The 20,436-nt window shown below is 48.7% G+C and carries 19 protein-coding genes; all 19 read right to left on the bottom strand.

Features of this window, described 5'->3' with window-relative positions:
* Nucleotides 1-8 precede the first annotated feature (8 nt).
* A complete protein-coding gene (dnaG, locus tag FJQ58_RS14045) occupies nucleotides 9-1,862 on the bottom strand; it encodes a DNA primase (RefSeq protein WP_139994390.1) in 1,854 nt (617 codons plus the stop codon).
* Between the two features lie 41 nt (nucleotides 1,863-1,903).
* A complete protein-coding gene (locus FJQ58_RS14040) occupies nucleotides 1,904-2,374 on the bottom strand; it encodes a YaiI/YqxD family protein (RefSeq protein WP_139994388.1) in 471 nt (156 codons plus the stop codon).
* Nucleotides 2,375-2,454: 80 nt separating this feature from the next.
* The gene (locus FJQ58_RS14035; RefSeq protein ID WP_139994386.1) at nucleotides 2,455-3,270 is read right to left on the bottom strand and encodes a pyruvate, water dikinase regulatory protein; all 816 of its coding nucleotides are present in this window, start codon (nucleotides 3,268-3,270) and stop codon (nucleotides 2,455-2,457) included.
* A 27-nt stretch (nucleotides 3,271-3,297) separates the two neighbouring features.
* Complete coding sequence (gene glyS / locus FJQ58_RS14030; RefSeq protein ID WP_139994384.1) at nucleotides 3,298-5,379, bottom strand: glycine--tRNA ligase subunit beta; 2,082 nt, start codon at nucleotides 5,377-5,379, stop codon at nucleotides 3,298-3,300.
* Complete coding sequence (glyQ, locus tag FJQ58_RS14025) at nucleotides 5,372-6,259, bottom strand: glycine--tRNA ligase subunit alpha (RefSeq protein WP_139994382.1); 888 nt, start codon at nucleotides 6,257-6,259, stop codon at nucleotides 5,372-5,374. Before glyQ ends, glyS begins: the two co-directional genes overlap by 8 nt.
* Nucleotides 6,260-6,621: 362 nt before the next feature.
* Complete coding sequence (locus tag FJQ58_RS14020; protein WP_139994380.1) at nucleotides 6,622-8,163, bottom strand: MDR family MFS transporter; 1,542 nt, start codon at nucleotides 8,161-8,163, stop codon at nucleotides 6,622-6,624.
* A 155-nt stretch (nucleotides 8,164-8,318) separates the two neighbouring features.
* Complete coding sequence (gene recO / locus FJQ58_RS14015; RefSeq protein WP_139994378.1) at nucleotides 8,319-9,062, bottom strand: DNA repair protein RecO; 744 nt, start codon at nucleotides 9,060-9,062, stop codon at nucleotides 8,319-8,321.
* A gap of 165 nt (nucleotides 9,063-9,227) precedes the next feature.
* Complete coding sequence (locus tag FJQ58_RS14010) at nucleotides 9,228-9,389, bottom strand: YqzL family protein (protein ID WP_139994376.1); 162 nt, start codon at nucleotides 9,387-9,389, stop codon at nucleotides 9,228-9,230.
* A gap of 101 nt (nucleotides 9,390-9,490) precedes the next feature.
* Complete coding sequence (era, locus tag FJQ58_RS14005) at nucleotides 9,491-10,414, bottom strand: GTPase Era (RefSeq protein WP_139994374.1); 924 nt, start codon at nucleotides 10,412-10,414, stop codon at nucleotides 9,491-9,493.
* An 8-nt stretch (nucleotides 10,415-10,422) separates the two neighbouring features.
* Nucleotides 10,423-10,857 carry a cytidine deaminase gene (gene cdd, locus FJQ58_RS14000; protein ID WP_139994372.1) on the bottom strand — a complete coding sequence of 145 codons (435 nt, stop codon included), beginning with the start codon at nucleotides 10,855-10,857 and terminating at the stop codon, nucleotides 10,423-10,425.
* Nucleotides 10,858-10,882: 25 nt separating this feature from the next.
* Nucleotides 10,883-11,245: a diacylglycerol kinase family protein gene (locus tag FJQ58_RS13995; protein WP_139994370.1), complete on the bottom strand. Its 363-nt coding sequence runs from the start codon at nucleotides 11,243-11,245 to the stop codon at nucleotides 10,883-10,885.
* Nucleotides 11,245-11,742, bottom strand: coding sequence for an rRNA maturation RNase YbeY (gene ybeY / locus FJQ58_RS13990; protein ID WP_139994368.1), 498 nt, complete (start codon nucleotides 11,740-11,742; stop codon nucleotides 11,245-11,247). Before ybeY ends, FJQ58_RS13995 begins: the two co-directional genes overlap by 1 nt.
* A complete protein-coding gene (locus FJQ58_RS13985; protein WP_139994366.1) occupies nucleotides 11,739-13,985 on the bottom strand; it encodes an HD family phosphohydrolase in 2,247 nt (748 codons plus the stop codon). Before FJQ58_RS13985 ends, ybeY begins: the two co-directional genes overlap by 4 nt.
* Before the next feature lie 17 nt (nucleotides 13,986-14,002).
* Nucleotides 14,003-14,974, bottom strand: coding sequence for a PhoH family protein (locus FJQ58_RS13980; protein ID WP_139994752.1), 972 nt, complete (start codon nucleotides 14,972-14,974; stop codon nucleotides 14,003-14,005).
* 6 nt (nucleotides 14,975-14,980) lie between these two features.
* Complete coding sequence (yqfD, locus tag FJQ58_RS13975; protein ID WP_238404050.1) at nucleotides 14,981-16,174, bottom strand: sporulation protein YqfD; 1,194 nt, start codon at nucleotides 16,172-16,174, stop codon at nucleotides 14,981-14,983.
* A 55-nt stretch (nucleotides 16,175-16,229) separates the two neighbouring features.
* Nucleotides 16,230-16,508 carry a sporulation protein YqfC gene (yqfC, locus tag FJQ58_RS13970; RefSeq protein ID WP_139994364.1) on the bottom strand — a complete coding sequence of 93 codons (279 nt, stop codon included), beginning with the start codon at nucleotides 16,506-16,508 and terminating at the stop codon, nucleotides 16,230-16,232.
* 963 nt (nucleotides 16,509-17,471) lie between these two features.
* Nucleotides 17,472-17,972, bottom strand: a complete 501-nt coding sequence (locus tag FJQ58_RS13965; RefSeq protein WP_139994362.1) for a hypothetical protein — start codon at nucleotides 17,970-17,972, stop codon at nucleotides 17,472-17,474.
* A 60-nt stretch (nucleotides 17,973-18,032) separates the two neighbouring features.
* Entirely contained in the window at nucleotides 18,033-19,022 is a 990-nt protein-coding gene (floA, locus tag FJQ58_RS13960) for a flotillin-like protein FloA (RefSeq protein ID WP_139994359.1), read from the bottom strand.
* A 19-nt stretch (nucleotides 19,023-19,041) separates the two neighbouring features.
* Nucleotides 19,042-20,427 (bottom strand): NfeD family protein, encoded by a 1,386-nt coding sequence (locus tag FJQ58_RS13955; RefSeq protein ID WP_139994748.1) that lies wholly within the window; start codon nucleotides 20,425-20,427, stop codon nucleotides 19,042-19,044.
* Nucleotides 20,428-20,436 lie beyond the last annotated feature (9 nt).

Here is a 20,436-nt window from a genome sequence, read left to right as displayed (position 1 = left end):
CCTCCCCCCTAGAAACGATCTTCCTGTCGACCTTTGAGCTGTCTCTCTAGGGTTATAATCTCACTAGCTATTTGTGCTGCTGCCAAAAAATCTCCGGTACGCTCAGCACGCACCATTTCTTCCTTCTTACGCTCAATATCCCGGAATTGCGGCACCTTGATAATATCTTGGATATAAGCGTCCATTATCGTTTCATCGAACGGAAAGTCACCGTCCATCATCAAAATGGATGCAGCTGCTCGTTCCAATCGGTCATCATGAAGCGTTGCGATAAATCGGCTGGCATCCGGATCGTAGCCCTGTGCAAAATAAGCGTATAAATAAGCAGCAAGCGCTGCATGATCCTCTACATTAAACGCATCCCCAAGCCGGTCATGTACCGTTTGTGCTACCTCTTGATCCCGCATCATAACATGCAGCAACCTTCGTTCCGCATGGGTATAAGCGGGCATAAGCGTTGGCGGTCCAGACTTTCGGGGTTTTTCATTCCTACCATTATTCCACGAATTGTCGTTATTATCCCCTTGCGGTTTCTTTTTTTGCAGCTCCTGTCGGATTTGGTGACAGTCCTGCTTCAAGGCGTCAAGAGAGATATCAAACTCACGGGATATTTCCTTTAAGTAGACCTCGCGTTCAGTTGATGAATCCAGCTCTGCCACAATTTGCACTGCCTCAAGGAGATAATTTTTTTTACCTTCATCTTTTAGCAGTATATGGTTTTTCCTTGAATATATAAGCTTAAATTTTGTAACCGAAACCGGTTGATCCATCGTATCTCGCAAGAAAGCCTCCGGACCGTATTCGCTTATATAATCATCGGGATCCTTGCCTTTCGGAAGCATCGCCACCGATACTCTGAGGCCTGCGCTCTCCAGCATCGGAATGGATTTGAATGCCGCTGCTTGTCCGGCGTCGTCACCGTCGTAACAGACAATAACTTCTTCCGCTTGCCGCTTTAAGATCGCGCAATGTTCTTCGGTTAAAGCCGTTCCCATTGTCGCAATCCCGTTTTTCACGCCCGCACTCCATGATTTGATGACGTCCATATAGCCTTCAAATAATACAACCTGCTTACTCTTCCGGATAGCCGGCCGCGCGTAGTGCAGGTTATACAGCGTTCTGCTTTTCGTAAACAGCATCGTTTCCGAGGTATTCAAGTATTTCGGCTGTCCTTCGCCTATAATGCGACCCGCAAACGCGGTAGCTTTGCCGTCTCGATCCCATATGGGAAACATGATGCGATTGCGAAACCGATCCACATACCCGCTCCCGTCGGCTTTCGCCGAGAGCAACCCGCCTTTTTCCATTAATGCCTGATCAAATCCGCGATTTGTTAAAAAACGTGCCAGCAAGTCCCACTCTTCCGGAGCGTAACCAATCATAAAATGATCAATCAGTTTATCGCTTAGTCCCCGCTCTCGCAAATATTGCTTTGCAGCCTGTCCTTGCTTGGTGTTGTTCAACACATGATGGTACAGCTTGATGGTCAGCTCATGCGCTTCAATGATTTTTGCTCTGTCAGCATCATGCGGCGTAGATTTGACACCGTCGGGTGATGCCCATGTAATAGGCATTCCCGCATCCGTCGCCAGCATGCGTACGGCTTCCGGAAAGGAATAACCTTCCATTTCCTCGACAAAACGGATCACATTCCCGCCTTTGCCGCAGCCGTAGCAATGGTAAATTTGGAGCTCCGGCGTAACCGTAAACGAGGGAGTCTTCTCCGAATGGAACGGACATAACCCCTTCATATATTTGCCGTGCTTCGTGAGATGAACATATTTCCCGACCGTCTCTACGATGTCATAATGCTTGCGAACCGCATCAATGACCTCTTCCGGTATTTTATTACCGTATGTCATCGTTCATCACCTTCATCCTAGTAACACGTAAATAATATTCGCTATACGTCATGGTTCTCCTGCTCATTTCGCAAAACTTTTGTCAACTTTTGTTGAAAACGATCACGATCGTCATTGTTCATCGCTTTTGGTCCTCTTGTTTTGCCTCCGGTACGCCTTCGCTTGGCAAGCTCATGCCTGCGCTCCATCAAATAATCGATGTTTTCATCCGTATATTGCTCTCCCCGTGGTGACAAAACGACGGCGCCTTTCCCGATGGCAATGCAAGCCAGTCCAAAGTCCTGGGTAACGACAATGTCTCCGCGTACAATGTGATTCACGATATAAAGATCTACGGATTGATTGCTCCGGTCAACCTGAACAATATCAACCCCAGGCTGCGGCTCCAGCCGATGGTCGTGGGAGGCCACCATCAGAACAGGAACCGAGAAGCGTCTGGCCGTTTCGCCAATCTCCGCTTTTACCGGGCATGCATCCGCATCAACAACAATCGTAGGCTGCTCTAGCTTCAAATGACATCACCGCTCGAATTCAATTTCATATCCTGTACTATTATATACGGCATAACTATAAAAAATCCTGCCGACTACCGTTAAGGCTTTCGTACATATTCCATAATCAAGCTTGCCGTTTCCTCCACCGCTCGGTGAGAAACGTCTATGACTACGCAATCAAGCCTCTTCATAATAGTATCGGCATAAAGGAGCTCTTTTTCAATACGGTCTGGCGTGGCATAGGATGCATTATTTGGCAAACCTAATGCCTTGAGACGTTCTTTACGGATCGTATTTAAGTAAGGCACTCCGATCGTCAGGCCAATGACCTTGCGCCTAGGAATTTTGAACAGCTCATCCGGCGGCTTCAGTTCCGGCACAAGCGGCACATTGGCAACCTTGAATTTCTGATGTGCAAGGTACATCGATAGCGGAGTCTTCGACGTACGAGACACACCGACTAACACAATATCCGCTTTGAGTACGCCGGAGGTGTCTCTGGCATCATCATATTTGACGGCAAATTCAACGGCCTCCACCTTACGGAAATAGTCCGCATCGAGTACATGATTAAGACCTGGCTCCTGGCGCGATTTACGGCCGGTACGCTGCTCCAGCGTCTCAATAAACGAGCCAAGAAGATCAATCGCTACTATGGAATATGTTTCTGCCAGCCGCTTCATGCTGTCCCGCAGGTGGGGAATGACAAGGGTATACAGCACTATGGCGTCCGCTTGCTTGGCCTGCTGTGCGATGCGCTCCAAACCGAGCTCCTCCGTAATGAAAGGAGCTCTGCGAATATCGGTGTTTATCGGGTGGAACTGGGCAATGGCAGCGCGAACGACTAGCTCTCCCGTATCCCCCGCGGCGTCAGATACGACATAGACGATAACTTCCGGATTTGAACGAGACATGATACATCATCCTCCTGTTTCAATCCTTTACCAAACGAGCTTCGAAAAATCGGCAATAACCGAGATATCCTCAGCAATTCCTGCTAATGTTGCCAGGCGATTGGCTCTAACGGCCTCGTCCGGGGACATGACCATTACCTTTTCAAAATACGTATGAATAAACGGCTTCAAAGATGATAAGGTTTGTACGGCTTTTGAAATGTCTCTGCTAGCTACGGCTTCTTTAAAGACTGGACGCAGCTGCAGCCAGTTCTCGTACAGTTCTGATTCTACTTGTTCAGCAAAGAGCGATGGGTCAACATTCGTCCCTTCTGCTTTGGAGCCCAAATTGCTTACTCGGTTGAATTGTTCAACCGTTTGTTTGAATTCGGAGCGATCGTCACTGGCAGCCAGCACCTGAACGACCGAAGCACGCTCGATTGTCGATTTCAAATCCGCGAAGCCAGCAGCCATAACGGCATCCACAACATCATAACGGACTCCTTGCTCGGAAAGTACGTTTTTGACGCGCAGCGCGAAGAAATCAGCTAGCTCCTTACGAATATCAGAAGCCGCACGCTTCAATCCACGGCTCTCATGCACAGAAAGCGCAGCATCATACAAATCGTTTAATTCCAGCTTCAAACCATGCGCCAGAATAATTTGAACAATGCCGGCAGCCTGCCTGCGCAGCGCGTAAGGATCCTGTGAACCTGTTGGAATGATGCCGATAGAGAAGCATCCCACAATCGTATCTATTTTGTCCGATAAGCTAACGATAGCTCCTGTTAATTCCGAAGGAGCGAGGTCGCCTGCGAATCGCGGCTGATAGTGCTCATTAATGGCTTTCGCCACCGAGCTTCTCTCTCCTGCTTTCAGTGCATAATCTTCACCCATAATGCCCTGAAGCTCTGGAAATTCATAGACCATTTGCGAAACAAGGTCGAATTTACAAATATCTGCGGAACGGCTCACGTCCTCTGCCGTTTGCGCATCCACCAGTAACTGCTTGCTTAGCAGATCGGCAGTTACACGGATACGTCTTACTTTATCGGCAACCGAGCCGAGCTCTTCATGGTAGACAATGTTTTCGAGTTTCGAGAGGGCATGCTCGATCGTCAGCTTATGGTCTTCCTCATAGAAAAACTTGGCATCTGAAAGTCTGGCACGCAATACCTTTTCATTTCCTTTAGCCACAAGTTCAATCGATTTTCTGTCGCCATTGCGCACGGTAACAAAGTAAGGCTGCAGCTGCCCTTCACCGTCAAACACCGGAAAATAACGTTGATGCTCGCGCATCGACGTAATGAGAACCTCCTGCGGAATGTTCAAAAATGCCGGATCGAAGCCGCCGAATAATACGTTAGGATATTCGACCAAGAAAAGCACTTCTTCAAGCAAGTCTTCCTTGATTGCGATTTCCCAGTTTTTCTCTTTAGCGAGTTCGTCAATCTGAGCGACAATAAGCTGCTCGCGTTCGCTGACATCCGCAATGACATGCTGCTCTCGAAGGCGCACAACGTACTCTGCCGGCTCTAGAACCGTGGCATCATTTCCAAGGAAGCGATGTCCGCGTGATACGTTGCCCGTCTGTACGCCTGTAATTTCAAAAGGTATAACATCCTTGCCAAATAACGCGATTAGCCAGCGAATCGGTCTGACAAACCGAAGCTCATGGCTGCCCCAGCGCATATTTTTTGGAAAAGACATCGAAGTGATGATAGAAAGCAGACCCTCCGGTAACACAGCTGCCGTTTCCGTACCGATGCTGCTCTTTGTTGCATAGACATACTCCACCCCTGCAAGCTCTTGGAAATAAAGCTGTTCGGGCTCTACACCTTGGCTGCGGGCGAAGCCTAGCGCTGCTTTGCTCCAATTGCCTTGATCATCCTGAGCAATCTTGCGCGATGGCCCCTTAGCTTCTTCGTTCATGTCAGACTGTTTCTCAGCCACCTCATGAATCAGAACAGCAATCCTGCGCGGTGTGGCATAGACGCTAACTTCTCCGTGTTCGATCCGGGAATCGGCAAGCCATTTCACCATTTTATCCTTCAACTGATTCATTGCGCCGCGCACGAACCTTGCTGGCACTTCCTCAAGTCCGATCTCAAACAAGAAATCTCTAGCCATGCTGCTCCACTCCTTTCTTAAGCAACGGGAATCCGAGGCGCTCTCTCTCTTCAAAATAAGTCGATGCGCATGCACGCGCCAAATTTCTGACTCGCGTAATATAACCTGTTCTCTCGGTAACGCTAATAGCGCCGCGAGCATCAAGAAGGTTAAACGTATGCGAGCATTTCAGCACATAATCATAAGCAGGGAAAACAAGATGCTGATCCATCGTTTTTTTTGCTTCTTCCTCGTACATGTTAAACAAAGTGAATAACATAGCCGTATCCGAAGTTTCAAACGTATATTTAGAGTGTTCATATTCCGGCTGCTTGAAGACGTCGCCATAAGTAATGCCTTCTACCCATTCCAGGTCAAAAACATTTTCCTTTTGTTGAATATACGAAGCAAGGCGCTCCATGCCGTAAGTAATCTCAACGGCTACTGGATTAGCATCGATACCGCCAACCTGCTGGAAATACGTAAATTGCGTGATTTCCATGCCGTCCAGCCATACTTCCCAGCCAAGGCCCCATGCGCCAAGCGTTGGCGATTCCCAGTTATCCTCAACAAAGCGGATATCATGTTCATTTGCATCGATACCGAGCTGCTTTAAGCTCTCCAAATAAAGCTCTTGGATATTGTCGGGAGACGGCTTCAAGATGACTTGGAACTGGTGATGCTGGTAAAGGCGGTTTGGATTTTCACCATAACGGCCGTCTGCCGGACGGCGGGAAGGCTCCACATAAGCTACGTTCCATGGCTCAGGTCCGATCGAACGCAAAAACGTCATCGGATTCATCGTGCCTGCACCCTTTTCCACATCATAAGGCTGTACCAAAATACAATTTTGCTCGGCCCAGAACTGTTGCAGCGTCAAAATCATTTTTTGAAAATTCATTTCTGACCCTCTCCTTCTTCCACTGTTTTTCCATTTGCGGAGGTTGCCGCAAAATCAGCAAACGCATCGACATGCAAAAAACTCCCGTCTCTACGCCTGCTGCCAGACGTAGGGACGAGAGTTATATCCCGCGGTTCCACCCTACTTGGTCAGCTCCATATGAGCCAACCCTCTTTAGTCGATACGACTCCGGAGTGCCCTTTCATCGTTTTGTCCGTCCAGGCTCTCACTTTTCCCGGCTCGCTTATCACGTCGACATAAAACGATTACTTTCTCCATCATTGCCCAATATTCATATTGCACTATTTTATGCTTCTTTGTGATAATTGTCAAACTTATGGCGCATATGAACGGCAATAAGGTTAATGGCCTTGCATTCCGCTCTTAGGTGCTGCGCCTGCTCCGCTTTTTCCGATAATATCCTTCATTCCCGCGTTCCCCATCATCAGAACACATACGAGGGCTAAACCCGCCGGAATAATAGACCATAGGAAGGTTGCGGAGACTGATTCCGACAATGCTGCCACGATTTTATCCATCACAGCGGGCGGAATTTCCGCGCGTTTATCTGGAGAAAGCAGCTCACGGGCATTATCCGTCATCGGCCCAGCACCTTCGCTGCCCGCGAAGGCGTCCGTCATACCGCTAGTAAAATGATTCCGCTGAATGATGCCAAATACAGTAATGCCTACCGTCATACCCAGCGATCGAACAAAGGACATTGTGGAAGTCGCGCTGCCCCGCTGACGCATATCGAAGCCATGAATGGAGGACATCCCCAGCACGGAGAAGGAGAAGCCGATTCCGAAGCCAGTTAGGAACATAAATACCGACAACATAAATCTTGTGGTATCAGGTGTAATGGTTGATAACAGCACAATGCCCACGATGAAAATCACAGCCGAGAAAGTCATAATGTTGCGATATGGCATTTTGTTAGCTAGAACGCCGCCCAGCTGTGCTGCAATGACCGAACCGAGCGTCATCGGCAGCAGCGTTAATCCTGCGCTTACAGCTGTACCGCCGAACACCCCCTGTACAAACATCGGAATATACAGAGCAGCCGTAATAAAGGCCGCACCATAAAATAAACCAGCACCTGTACTCGATGCAAATAGGCGCTGCTTGAACATTTTGAATGAAATAATCGGCTCTGTCGCTTTGGTCTCTACAAACAGGAAAACCGCAAGCAATACAGCAAACCCGGCAAACAAACCGATAATTTGTGAAGAATCCCAGGCGAATTTCGTGCCGCCGAGCTCAAGGGCAAACATTAGGCAAACGATGGAACCCACAAGGGTGGAAGCTCCCCACCAGTCGATCTTTTGCTTTGCATGCGAGAGGGATTCCTTGTAGAAGATTACGATAAACGCAAGCGCTACAAGGCCAATCGGCACATTGACGTAGAAAATCCAGCGCCAATTAATGTATTCCGTTAAGTATGCCCCGGCAAGCGGACCAAACAAACTTGATGTGCCGAATACCGCTCCGAACAATCCGCCCATCTTGCCGCGTTTCTCTGCTGGGAAAATATCAAACACAATAGCAAATGCGATCGGCATCATCGCCCCGCCGCCAATTCCTTGAATAGCACGGTAAATCGTTAGCTGAGTAATCGATTCTGCCGTTCCGCAAAGAACGGAGCCAATTAAAAACAACGAAATTCCGAGAACAAAAAACCTTTTCCGCCCATACATATCCGATAATTTCCCGAATATCGGCATTCCCGCCATTTCGGTTACCAGATAAGCAGACGTTACCCACACGTACTTGTCTAATCCGCCCAGATCAGACACGATCGTTGCCATCGCAGTCGATACAATCGTATTGTCGATTGAAGCCACGAGTATGCCAAGCAAGAGCCCGGCGACAACAAAACCAAGTCTATTTTGTCCTGTAGACATCAGGTAAATCCCTCCATTTAATTACGATTCTTCAACAGCCTCAATTAGCATAAACCAAACACATGTTCATGTAAACAGACAAAAGAAGGATCGGTTTCTACATCTAAAGACGGATAGAATTAACGATGATTGCAGGTAACACGTGTCGAAATCTATCACATAAGCTTATCCAATTGGTCTAAAAAATTACGCGATTTTAACTGCAGCCCCATATGGGTATCCATCAGCTTTCTCATAGCCAGCTTTAGCTCTGCTTTCGTCTCCGGCTTGACCTGGATGGAGCCAAGCCTTCTCATATCCATTCTGCGGAATAGCCGCAACAGCTTGTAGGCTCCTTCGCCCAGCGGAATGGCGTGAGGATCTTTGCCCGTGCATCTGGAGCATAATATGCCTCCCGCATAAGGAGACAGCTTAAAAGGTCCGACAACATTGCCGCAGCTAACGCATTCATCCAGTGCAGGCGCATAGCCTGACAAATCCAATATTCGCATCTCATACAGATGGGATACGATTTGCGGGTCTTTTCCCTCCTGAAGCGCCGCAAAGCAAGCTTTTAGCTGCTCGAAATGAAAGCCAGTTGCCTCGTCATCCTGTAGCGAGCGGTCCGTAAGCTCCGCCACGTAAGAGGAATAGGCTGCTAAATCAAGCTTCTCACGCAAAACATGGTGAGATTCGATAATCTCACCATGATTAAGCGTTCCCAGCCCGCTGCTGCGGAAATAGGCGAACTCTCCATATGTAAAAGGTTGAGCAAGCGATGAATGCTTGCTTTTTACTTTTTTGGCGCCGCGAATGAGCACCCCCGCTTTCCCATTGGTCTTTGTGAGCAGCGTGACGATCTTATTGCCTTCCCCATAATCCATGCTTCGAATAACAATTCCCTCAACACGATATAGCATTACGCAAACTCTCCCCTGAAAGCAAAAACGAAAATGCGCCGTCCCATGGCGGCGCCTTCCGTTTAGCGGTTAAAAATAAGCACAGCCTGACGAGTAGACGTCAGATGCTGGCTTATGTTTTCAAACCTATATACCTATGCAGCATTTACAATTAACATTGCAATGTTAGCCAGAAGCATCTTCCAATTCCAGCACGGCAAGCTCATCTTGATCCTGTACCGATTCAGCGGAGCCGCTATCCGCACCTACTTGCGCCATTTCCTTGTAAAGCATGAAGGACTCGACATCCCCGGTCAACGTAAAATACTTCCACGAAAAATTCCGCATACGTATTCATCCCTTTCCGCTACCTGAAATGCTGCTACAGGGTGGTAATAGGATGCGATGATCCGCTTCAATCTATCCTTAACAAATAACGTCAATTCAGACTAATCATGCCGATAGCCCAGATCCTTCAGCACGCGTTCCTGGTTGCGCCAATCCTTCTTGACTTTAACCCAAAGCTCCAGAAAGATCCGGGAGCCAAGCAGTGCTTCGATATCCTTACGCGCCTGTTTGCCCACTTCCTTCAGCAAATCTCCTTTTTTGCCAATGATGATGCCCTTCTGGGAATCCCGTTCGACAAAAATGACGGCTCCGATATAAACGACCCCATTTTCCTTTACGCGCATATCTTCGATTGTCACTGCGATGGAATGAGGAATTTCTTCTCGTGTCATGTGCAAAATTTTCTCGCGAATCAGCTCGGAACACACAAATTGCTCGGGATGGTCCGTAATCTGGTCTGCTGGGTAATATTGCGGCCCTTCCGGCAAATAACGGGACAATTGCTCAAGCAATGTCTCGACATTATTGCCTTTGAGTGCTGAAATCGGAATGATTTCCGCGAATTCATGAAGCTCGTTATATTGCGTAATCATCGGAAGCAATTGTTCCGGCAAAACTTTGTCAATTTTGTTCATGACAAGAAATACGGGTGTTTTCACTTTTTTGAGCTGCTCGATAATAAAACGATCTCCGCCGCCAAGACCTTCAGATGCGTCGATAAGAAACAGTGCAGCCTCTACTTCCCTAAGCGCGCTTTCAGCGGTCTGCATCATGTAATTGCCTAGCTTTGATTGAGGCTTGTGAATGCCCGGTGTATCCAAAAATACGATTTGAGTATCGTTAGTTGTGTACACGCCGTGGATCTTGTTCCGTGTGGTTTGCGGCTTGTCCGACATAATCGCGATCTTCTGGCCAATTAAATGATTCATAAGCGTAGATTTGCCGACATTAGGTCTGCCGATTATAGCGACGAAGCCCGAACGGAATTTTTTGCTGTCACGATCATTGGTACTATTTCGATTCATAAATGTATTTAACGCTCCCTATTATCTAATGATGCCGGCGTAAAGGCTCCCGGCAGTATGTCTGAAACGGTAGATATGGTCCATTGTCCCGTTAAATTGCCCATAATGACGGGCATATCTGGCGCGCACAACTCAACCAAAACCTGACGACAAACTCCGCATGGCGCAATCGGGCCATCCGTGTCGCCAATGACAGCAATCGCCTGGAATTGTCCTGGGCGCTTCCCGTCCGCTACAGCACGGAACAAAGCGGTTCTCTCCGCGCAATTCGTAGGTGCGTATGCTGCATTTTCCACATTGCAGCCGAAGTGAACATGCCCTTCATCATCAAGCAGCGCAGCCCCGACTTGAAAGTTGGAGTACGGGACGTATGCGCGGGACATGGCTTCTTTTGCTGTGTGCAGCAGCTTCGTGTAAGCCTCTGACAAACCTTCGTATACCATGCTTACCAGCTCCCATGATCAGTGTCTAGTTCATTAACAAATGCCATAAGGGCGGCCCAAGAATGAGCAGCCCGATAATTGCAGAGATAACAGCCGCAAATAATACGGCTCCGGCAGCCACGTCCTTCGCGATTTTAGCTACCGGATGTATCGTTGGGCTAGCTAGGTTAACCGCCTGTTCAACCGCTGTGTTTATCATCTCCGCACTGATGACAACTGCAATCGCAACCAAGATGATTGCCCATTCGAGCGGCTGGAGCGACACGATAAAGCCTAAACAGCAAGCGATTATCGCGGCAACGGCATGAAACCGCATATGGCTTTGGGTGCGAAGGGCAAAGCCGATTCCTGCAATAGCGACGCCGAAGCTACGGATAAACTTGCTCATTAACGGGTCAATCCGACTTGCTGCAAAATGGCTTCCTGTTTGGCCGTCATTTCAGCTTCCGTCTCATCGTCTTGATGATCATATCCGATAAGGTGCAGAAAACCGTGCACGAACAAAAATCCGATCTCCCGTTCCAAAGAATGTCCATATTCTTCACTTTGTGCCTGCGCCGTCTCCACGCTGATAATGATATCCCCCAGCATCCCGGAAATCGGATCGGGCTCATCCTCACTATCCACCTCAAAAATAATGTCAAGCTCCTCTACGCCATCTTCCTGCATAGCAAAAGACAATACATCCGTCGGACGGTCAATGCCGCGATACTCGCGGTTCAACTGGTGAATTTCTTCGTCATTTGTGAAAGTTAGCGATACCTCGCCATCCACGATGCCTTCCGCTTGTCCTGCCAGCTGCAGCAGCTGCTCCAATTTGGTAATCCATGCTTCAGGTATTTCCAGCTGCTGCTGTTCGTTGCTCCAATCTAGCTGCAAACTCATGCCAAACGCTCCTTTGTTTTCACGTCATCCGGATATTCGATACGGGAGTGGAAAATGCCAATAACGCTCTCTTTGAGCGATTGAGCAATTTTGTCCAGCTCCTTGAGCGTCAAATCACACTCGTTGTATTGGTTATCATCAAGCCTGCTTTTAATAATTTTGTGTATCATCGCTTCAACCTGCTCAACCGTTGGGTTGCGCAGGCTGCGGACGGCCGCCTCCACGCAATCGGCAATGCCGACAACCGCCGCTTCCTTCGACTGCGCTTTAGGACCGGGATAGCGGAAGTCATCCTCCGTAAATGCAGGCTCAATCCCTTGTTCTTCCGCCTGCTTGACCGCCTTGTAATAAAAGAACTTCAGCGACGTTGTCCCATGATGCTGCTCAGCAATATCACGGATCGGTTTAGGGATGTTATGCCCCTTTAGCATATCAACGCCATCTCTGGCATGGGCGACGATGATCGACTTGCTTAGCTTCGGATCAATCGTATCATGTGGATTTTCAATATTCGACTGATTTTCGATAAAATAGTTTGGCCGCTTCGTTTTCCCGATATCGTGGTAGAACGAGCCTACGCGGCACAGTAACCCGTCAGCTCCTATTGCTTCTGCGGCTGCTTCCGACAGATTGCCGACCATTACGCTATGATGATAAGTACCCGGTGTCTCTGTAAGCAGCTTACGCAGCAGCGGATGGTTGGGATTCGAAAGCTCGACAAGCTTGAGCGCCGACAAGATGCCAAACGTAATTTCAAAGAAAGGCATTAACCCGATCACTAAGACCGCCGTAATCAAACCGCTGGCAAAAGCGAAGGCAACGGAATAAATGAAAGCCACGCGTTCAAGCTGCTCAGATAACAGCAGGATCGTAATCACGGACAGTGAACCAAACAAGCTTACCATAATCCCGGCTTTCAATATCGTCGATCGCTGGCTTGCCCTATGGATGGAGAAGATGGCAGCAAACGAAACGACGATAATAACGAATCCGTACTGGAAATCAAAAATTTGATTTTGACCCGTATTTAAGATGATGCTTCCCATAACCGCGAACAAAATGGAGCTGATCATGGCCAGATGGATATCCAGCAAAAGCGTAATCAGCATGGCCCCCAGCGCAGCCGGGGCCAAATAACCGGCATATGGCGCTGCATCCGTTTGGGTAAGCGAAATGATTTGAATAGTAATAATGTTGATTAGAAAGATCAGCCACAGCATGAGCAGCGACGCATTATTATATTTGGGCTTAATTCCGTTAATGCTGCCGGATTGATGAAGATAGGCATAAAGCACAACGATAAACATGACGGACATAAAGAGCAAGCCGAGATGCGGCCAATAGTTCTTCTTGTCCTGCAGCAGCGAGGAATCCACAAGCAGCTTATACAAATCAGGCGTTATGGTCTGGCCGCGCTTAACGATCAGCTCGCCTTCTTTGATCACAACCGGCGGCGTATTTTGCTTTGCCTGAACCTTAGCTTCATCGGTAGCTGCCTTGTCCAAAAATTTATTCGGCATGATCGCGAATCTGGCAAGCTCCTGTACGATCTCCCTGCTTGTCCGGCTGGACAGCGTGCTCGCATTTACGAGCTCCGCTACCTGGGTCCGGGCCGTTTCGGCTTCACGCAGCTGCTCAACTGTCAGCTTACGCACAATATCCCGAGCTACATTGCGCATCTCGGTTAACGTTTCCGACGATAGATTCGGCATTTTGTAAAAAGTTTCTTCCGGTATCGTGTACTCCTGCTCTTTGGCAATGAGCGACATCTCATCGAGCAGCGTATCGTTATACGTTCCCTTGCCTTTGTTCAACTTTACGAAATTATCGATATAATCGGAATAGCGACCTGGAATTTCATTTCTGTAAATATCGATTTTATTTTGGAGAGTAACCTGGTCATCTTGGTTCAACTGCTCGATGCGGACAAATATTTGCTCCACAAGCGCTTCGTTCCGAAGCGGAACGATGGAATAGATCGCATCGATTTTGTCAGCGGCATCCTCTTCCGCTTGCCTGGTCGCTTTCTCGTCTTTGATTTGGAAGGGCGCTTTAATGTCCTTCTCGCTTACCGCGCCCTCCTCAATATCATACGTTTCCGGAACAAGATGCGTAGCCAAGCTGAAATAGAATAGCAGCACAAACATAAACATCAGCATCCAGCGAACGGCTGCACTCTGCTTCCACCCCGCCAATTTAGACGGTCGCAAGTTCCCCTGTTTTCCGGTCTGGTTTTGGTTCATGCAGCAGACATTCCTTTCTAGGCTTTGTTTTCAGCATCCCAGTTGTAAGCCACAATAATTTTTTGGACTAATGAATGACGAACGACATCTTGCTCTGAGAAAAGGATAATCCCGATTTCTTCTATGTTTTTCAAAATCCGCTGCGCTTCGATCAAGCCCGAGTTTTTGCCCCGCGGCAAATCGATTTGCGTCACGTCTCCTGTAATGACCATTTTCGATCCAAAGCCAAGTCTGGTCAAAAACATTTTCATTTGCTCCGGTGTCGTATTTTGAGCTTCATCCAAAATAATAAAAGCATCGTCAAGCGTCCGGCCGCGCATATATGCAAGCGGAGCAATCTCAATCATGCCGCGCTCAATCGCTTTCACCGTTTGGTCCGGTCCTAGGACGTCATGCAGCGCATCATATAAAGGGCGTAAATAAGGATCTACCTTTTCCTGCAAATCCCCTGGCAAGAAACCAAGGTTCTCGCCCGCTTCCACCGCAGGCCTTGTCAACACGATCCGTTTCACGGATCCTTCCTTAAGCGCAGCGACGGCGAGCACAACGGCAAGATACGTCTTCCCCGTTCCGGCAGGACCGATGCCAAACACGATATCCTTCTTGCGGATCGTCTTGACATAATGGCGCTGGCCGATCGTCTTCACGCGAATAGGCTTTCCGCGGTAGGTAGTCGTAATCTCTTTCTTAAACAAGTCTAGCAGCTCTTCTGCCTGCATGGTCCTTGCTAGCTCTAGGGCATATGCCACGTCTCTCTCGGAAGGCTGGTAGCCCCCGCGAACAAGCTGTAATAACACATTGTATAACTGCTCTAGCGAATCAACCTCATCTGAGGGTCCAGAAATGACAATTTCCGCTTCGCGCGACGTCACGGATGACTCCACCTGTGCTTGGATAAGTCGCAGAAAATTGTCTTGTGGTCCGAATACAGCCAATCCTTCCGCTGCGTTACCGAGCGGTATTTTTACTACTTTCGTCTCAATTTGCAACAATCCTCATTCTCCCTGCATCTGGACTAGTGGCATTTCCTTCACGATAGATTGCTCGACCTCAAAAAGAACTTTCATATAAACTTTACCATTGTCCGCCTTTTCATGCAAAACAATTTCATCCCGAATGACGGCATCGCTGCCAGCTTTGATGAGCACGTCGGCTTTTGCCTGCAAGATGCCTACGCTTTTGGCCTCCTCTTCGGTCAAGTTCCGCTCCTCCATCCGTGTTTCCATAACGGTTTCCTTCATCCGGCCGATCGGCAAAGACCAATCCCGCCAGGAAGCCTTCTGCTCATCACGAATCGCTTCCGAGGCGCTGTAATCATTTTTCCCAAAGCCGCTTACCTGAAGCGCTCTTGACCCAATAACCGCAAACCATTTGACTTTCTTCTCGCCCGTATAAACCTTCACATGCTGAATCATGGGAGAAGCGACTTCGAATTCATACCAGACAAGTCCCCTTACCTTGCCTCTTGCTACGACAGTGCGTGAGTTTTCCTCACCGCCTATCGTGCCTGAGATTAACGTTTGATCTTTTTTTACTTTCGTATTTTTCCTAACGACAGGCCGGCCCGCCTCAGCTATAATTTCGGTAACCACCGCATCCGCAGAAGCAACCAAATGACGCGGGTTTTGGAGGGAAGCCTGATCAGGTATCGTTGATTCCACTACCTGAATAACCACTTTCGTTCCTTTCTTCTCTACACCGACCCAAGTAGAGCCTGGGAGCTTGCGTACAAGCTCCTTGGACAGCACGTCAGCATCTGCCAAACGGAAAGACCATTGCATCGGATATAGGCCTTCCTGCTTCGCTGCTAAGCGAATTTGGTCTTCGCTGAGCTTCACATTCCCCTGAACCTCGATGCTCCAAACTAGCGAAGAAAGCATAAAAATGATAGCGAAAAATAAAACAATGCCAGCAGCAAACAGTTTTCTCTTCTCTGCTTTTACCAGTAGAAAAGGCAAGCCCTTGCGCCGGGTCACATGAACTCGACAGCCTGTCTCTTTTAAATACGTACGAAGGCCAAAAAAGTCGCTGACGGAAATCTCGAACTCCAGCAACCCGCTGCTTGTCCACCGAATAGAAGACAGCTGCAAGCCTCCGGCAAGCGCGCGATTGACAAGCTCTTCAGCCTGTCCCCCCCGAATATGTACCGTAACCATGCCCTTCAACCAATTAGCACCATGTCCGCTCAATGTTTTCCCCTCCGTTACTTGCCATTCGGCTAAATCTTTTTTTAATCAAGCTATGCTAAGGAATCAGTTGAATGTTTGAAATTTGACCCTCCACAAACACTTCCTCCGTCCAAATCGTCCTAATGACAAGCGAGCTTCCCGTTACTTCAAGCTGGCCTTTGCTTAATGCCAATCTCAGTCGTTCACTGGAAAAATGGACAACGCCCCTGTGATTTTCAATATACAGCTGGCAATCACCAATCATCGTCAGTCGCGGCAAATCAAAGACGACATCATGCGGCATATCGAGCAGCTCTGCTGTAACTTTGCGAAATTTCTTTTTTATACGGCGCATGGTCGAATTTTGCCTCCTCAAGGTTTGCGGAGCAAACCTACTTCGTAAGCGATACTTAGGTTTGCGGAGCAAACCTACTTCGTAAGCGATACTTAGGTTTGCGGAGCAAACCTACTTCGTAAGCGATACTTAGGTTTGCGGAGCAAACCTACTTCGTAAGCGATACTTAGGTTTGCGGAGCAAACCTACTTCGTAAGCGATACTTAGGTTTGCGGAGCAAACCTACTTCGTAAGCGATACTTAGGTTTGCGGAGCAAACCTACTTCGTAAGCGATACTTAGGTTTGCGGAGCAAACCTACTTCGTAAGCGATACTTAGGTTTGCGGAGCAAACCTACTTCGTAAGCGATACTTAGGTTTGCGGAGCAAACCTACTTCGTAAGCGATACTTAGGTTTGCGGAGCAAACCTACTTCGTAAGCGATACTTAGGTTTGCGGAGCAAACCTACTTCGTAAGCGATACTTAGGTTTGCGGAGCAAACCTACTTCGTAAGCGATACTTAGGTTTGCGGAGCAAACCTACTTCGTAAGCGATACTTAGGTTTGCGGAGCAAACCTACTTCGTAAGCGATACTTAGGTTTGCGGAGCAAACCTACTTCGTAAGCGATACTTAGGTTTGCGGAGCAAACCTACTTCGTAAGCGATACTTAGGTTTGCGGAGCAAACCTACTTCGTAGACGGTGCAGGATGATGAAGACCAAATTGTGGAATGACGGTTTTCATGTACTGTACCAAATTATGCGCAAGGCTCCTGAAATATGAGAATAATCTAGCCACACTTCCCGCTTTCTGCTCAACGTTGGTTTAAAGACAAAAAAAGCCAACCAGCACATCCCGGTTGACCCTCTTGTGAAGCAATATTTATTTCAGTTAAAACAAACTCACCTGCAAGCATGAACTCCGAAACAAAAAGAGCTGTCACCGCAAAGCGTACACGCCTTACGGTGACAGCTCACCTAACCGTTACTTCCGGAATGGCTTCTTCGAGCGAGGTGGACCAAGAACCTCTGCCCAGATGACAGCCTTTCGCAAATCCTCTGCTTGCACAGAAGTGACAACCGCCCTCTGAGCCGCTGGCTTGCGCTCTAACACATCCTGAGCCTGCGCCTTGCTTGCTGATGCTCTTTTCAGTGCGCGCTCTAGAGAAGCGGTTTGTGGCGCTCCAGCAGTCACCTCGGTCTGCATCCCAACATACGATGGCTGCATCGGGGCTTGATGCTCCTGTTCCCCCCTCGAGCGATATACCGTCTGCCCCTCTGGTTGCTCTTGCAGCACGGGACGGCTCTGGCGCTGCGGCTCTTCCGTTGTCCGAGGCTGCAAATTCCGAGGCAGTCCGCCGCCTCCAAAATCGGGCATCTGACTCGGCTTCTTCTTGCCTCCAGCTTTGCCAAACATTGAAGCCAGCGCTCCAACAATAATCACGACAATAAATATATTATTCATCAAGAAATCGATGATTTTCAAGCTGCCTTCACCTCCAATACACAGCCTGGGCAAATGAATTTATGCGGCTGCGCATGCGCGTTAGCGTCCGTCTTTGTGATCTGTAGGTCCTTCTTGCTTACCAATGGAGCTGCGCATTTGCGTATCGGCCTCGATGTTCTTCAGGTTCATATAATCCATCACGCCGATTTTTCCCGATTTGAGCGCTTCCGCCATTGCAAGCGGAACCTGCGATTCGGATTCAACGACTCGCGCTTCCATTTCTACGACCTTCGCTTTCATTTCCTGCTCTTGCGCTACAGCCATCGCGCGGCGTTCTTCCGCTTTGGCCTGTGCAATTTTTTTGTCAGCTTCCGCTTGCTCCGTTTGCAGATGCGCGCCAATGTTCTTGCCTACGTCCACATCCGCAATATCGATCGACAGGATTTCAAATGCTGTACCGGCATCAAGGCCTTTACCAAGCACCGTGCGAGAGATCATATCCGGATTTTCCAAGACATCCTTATGGGAGTTTGCCGAACCAACCGTCGTAACGATACCTTCACCTACCCGGGCAATGATCGTTTCTTCGCCGGCACCGCCGACAAGGCGATCAATGTTGGCACGAACGGTTACTCGCGCTTTTACCTTTACCTCAATCCCGTCTTTTGCTACCGCGGCAACGATAGGCGTTTCAATCACACGCGGATTTACACTCATTTGTACCGCTTGAAGCACGTCACGTCCTGCAAGGTCGATCGCAGCCGCACGCTCGAATATGAGTGGAATATTGGCACGCTGCGCGGCAATCAGCGCATTAACGACGCGGTCGACGTTACCGCCGGCCAGAAAGTGACTTTCTAGCTGGTTAATATTAAGCCCTAGGCCTGCTTTTGTCGCTTTAATGAGCGGGTTAACGATTCTGCTTGGAACGACCCGGCGTAAACGCATAGCTACGAGTGTGATGATTCCGACCCGAACGCCCGAAGCGAGCGCTGAAATCCACAGCATAATCGGGAAAAAACTAAGAAATACAGACAAAACGATAATAACGACAACGGCTAATATCAAAAAGGAAACCAACGGATCCATATATCCAACCTCCAAGTATTTATAGTTTAGTTACATTCACAACTTCCTTGACGACTACCCAGGTCCCTTCCGCCTTCACGACCTTCACCGGCCGATTGGCATCCACGAATTCTCCGGAAGTCACCACGTCGATACGGTTATCGCCTATGAGCACCGTTCCCGCGGGACGAAGCGGCGTAATCGTCATTCCCTCAAGACCTAGCAAGGAATCCTTGACGTCAGCCGATAGGTAACCTTGCTCAGTGGTCAGCTTATCCCGCAAAATAAACTTGTTCCATACCCCTTTTGCTTTGTTCATTCTTACAAAAATGGCGATTAAAATGATCGCTGCGACCAATGCAATCACTATGGAGATAAATGCTGACATCGGGTCCGATGCCGCAGTCACCACCCCGGTTATCAATGACGCGCTTCCAAGTATTCCGAGTATGCCAAAGCTTGGCACAAACACCTCGATAATGAGCAGCGCTATCCCGATGACGAACAGCACGACAGATTCCATGCCCGCAAATCCTGCCACATAGTGGCCAAAGAAATACAGGCCGAACGCGAGAATGCCGATGATGCCAGGAGCGCCAAAGCCTGGGACGATCATTTCAATTACGACACCTGCTATACCCAGAATGAGCAGAACGGTCATAACCACGGGATCTACCAGCCATCTGGCCGTTTTCTCAGCCAATGAAGGAGTCACCTCGATTTGTACGCGGTCTTCAAGGCCGAGCCACTTCACCACTTCATCAACGGAAGCAGCCGTATGCTCGGAATACCCGACCTTCTCCGCTTCGCTTGCCGTCAGGGTCAGAATTTCGCCTTTTAGCTTGTCTCTGCCGATCTTTTCTTTCAGATCAAGCGTGACATTGATGTCAACCATCGCCGCAGCGATGTTTTTGTCCCGTCCTTGTAACCCTGCAGATTCGCTCATCTCAGAAGTCCAGAACGAAATCGTCTTTGGATCTTCGAGCAAACGTCCTGATCCGTCTACCACTGCAGCAGCGCCAATCGTACTCCCTGGCTGCATGACAATCTGATCGGCATTAAGCGCAATATACGTGCCTGCCGAGACCGCCTTCCCTTCAACGAACGCCGTTGTCGGAATACTGCTTTCCCGAATAAAATGACCTATCCTTTCGGCATTAACGACTTTCCCTCCGAGCGTATTGATAACCAGGACCATATGCTCGGCCTTTGCTTCTCCAGCCTCTTCGTAAGCCCTCTCCAAAAAAGATTGAAGACCCGATTCAACTGTTTGCTTCACAGGAATGACATAAACTGCCGGACCCGCGTCGGTTGCCGCTTCCGCCTGATCCGCTGGTGCGCCAATAACACCTGCAAACGTCACCATAATTAATGCTGCCAACCATGCAATAGGAGCGGTGGACCATCTTCTTCGCCATCGATTCATGTGCAAGAA

The organism is Paenibacillus paridis (assembly GCF_006345825.1).
In the GTDB taxonomy this organism is placed as follows: Bacteria; Bacillota; Bacilli; order Paenibacillales; family Paenibacillaceae; genus Pristimantibacillus; species Pristimantibacillus paridis.
The sequence above is the reverse complement of the archived record's forward strand: the minus strand, read 5'-3'. Positions and strand labels throughout refer to the sequence as shown.

Bases quoted from the DNA above. Each gene is read 5' to 3' on its own strand.
- dnaG (WP_139994390.1), bottom strand. From the start codon at position 1,862: ATGACATACGGTAATAAAATACCGGAAGAGGTCATTGATGCGGTTCGC.
- FJQ58_RS14035 (WP_139994386.1), bottom strand. From the start codon at position 3,270: ATGTCTCGTTCAAATCCGGAAGTTATCGTCTATGTCGTATCTGACGCC.
- glyS (WP_139994384.1), bottom strand. From the start codon at position 5,379: ATGGCTAGAGATTTCTTGTTTGAGATCGGACTTGAGGAAGTGCCAGCA.
- glyQ (WP_139994382.1), bottom strand. From the start codon at position 6,259: ATGAATTTTCAAAAAATGATTTTGACGCTGCAACAGTTCTGGGCCGAG.
- FJQ58_RS14020 (WP_139994380.1), bottom strand. From the start codon at position 8,163: ATGTCTACAGGACAAAATAGACTTGGTTTTGTTGTCGCCGGGCTCTTG.
- recO (WP_139994378.1), bottom strand. From the start codon at position 9,062: ATGCTATATCGTGTTGAGGGAATTGTTATTCGAAGCATGGATTATGGG.
- FJQ58_RS14010 (WP_139994376.1), bottom strand. From the start codon at position 9,389: ATGCGGAATTTTTCGTGGAAGTATTTTACGTTGACCGGGGATGTCGAG.
- era (WP_139994374.1), bottom strand. From the start codon at position 10,414: ATGAATCGAAATAGTACCAATGATCGTGACAGCAAAAAATTCCGTTCG.
- cdd (WP_139994372.1), bottom strand. From the start codon at position 10,857: ATGGTATACGAAGGTTTGTCAGAGGCTTACACGAAGCTGCTGCACACA.
- FJQ58_RS13995 (WP_139994370.1), bottom strand. From the start codon at position 11,245: ATGAGCAAGTTTATCCGTAGCTTCGGCGTCGCTATTGCAGGAATCGGC.
- ybeY (WP_139994368.1), bottom strand. From the start codon at position 11,742: ATGAGTTTGCAGCTAGATTGGAGCAACGAACAGCAGCAGCTGGAAATA.
- FJQ58_RS13985 (WP_139994366.1), bottom strand. From the start codon at position 13,985: ATGAACCAAAACCAGACCGGAAAACAGGGGAACTTGCGACCGTCTAAA.
- yqfC (WP_139994364.1), bottom strand. From the start codon at position 16,508: ATGCGCCGTATAAAAAAGAAATTTCGCAAAGTTACAGCAGAGCTGCTC.
- floA (WP_139994359.1), bottom strand. From the start codon at position 19,022: ATGGATCCGTTGGTTTCCTTTTTGATATTAGCCGTTGTCGTTATTATC.
- FJQ58_RS13955 (WP_139994748.1), bottom strand. From the start codon at position 20,427: ATGAATCGATGGCGAAGAAGATGGTCCACCGCTCCTATTGCATGGTTG.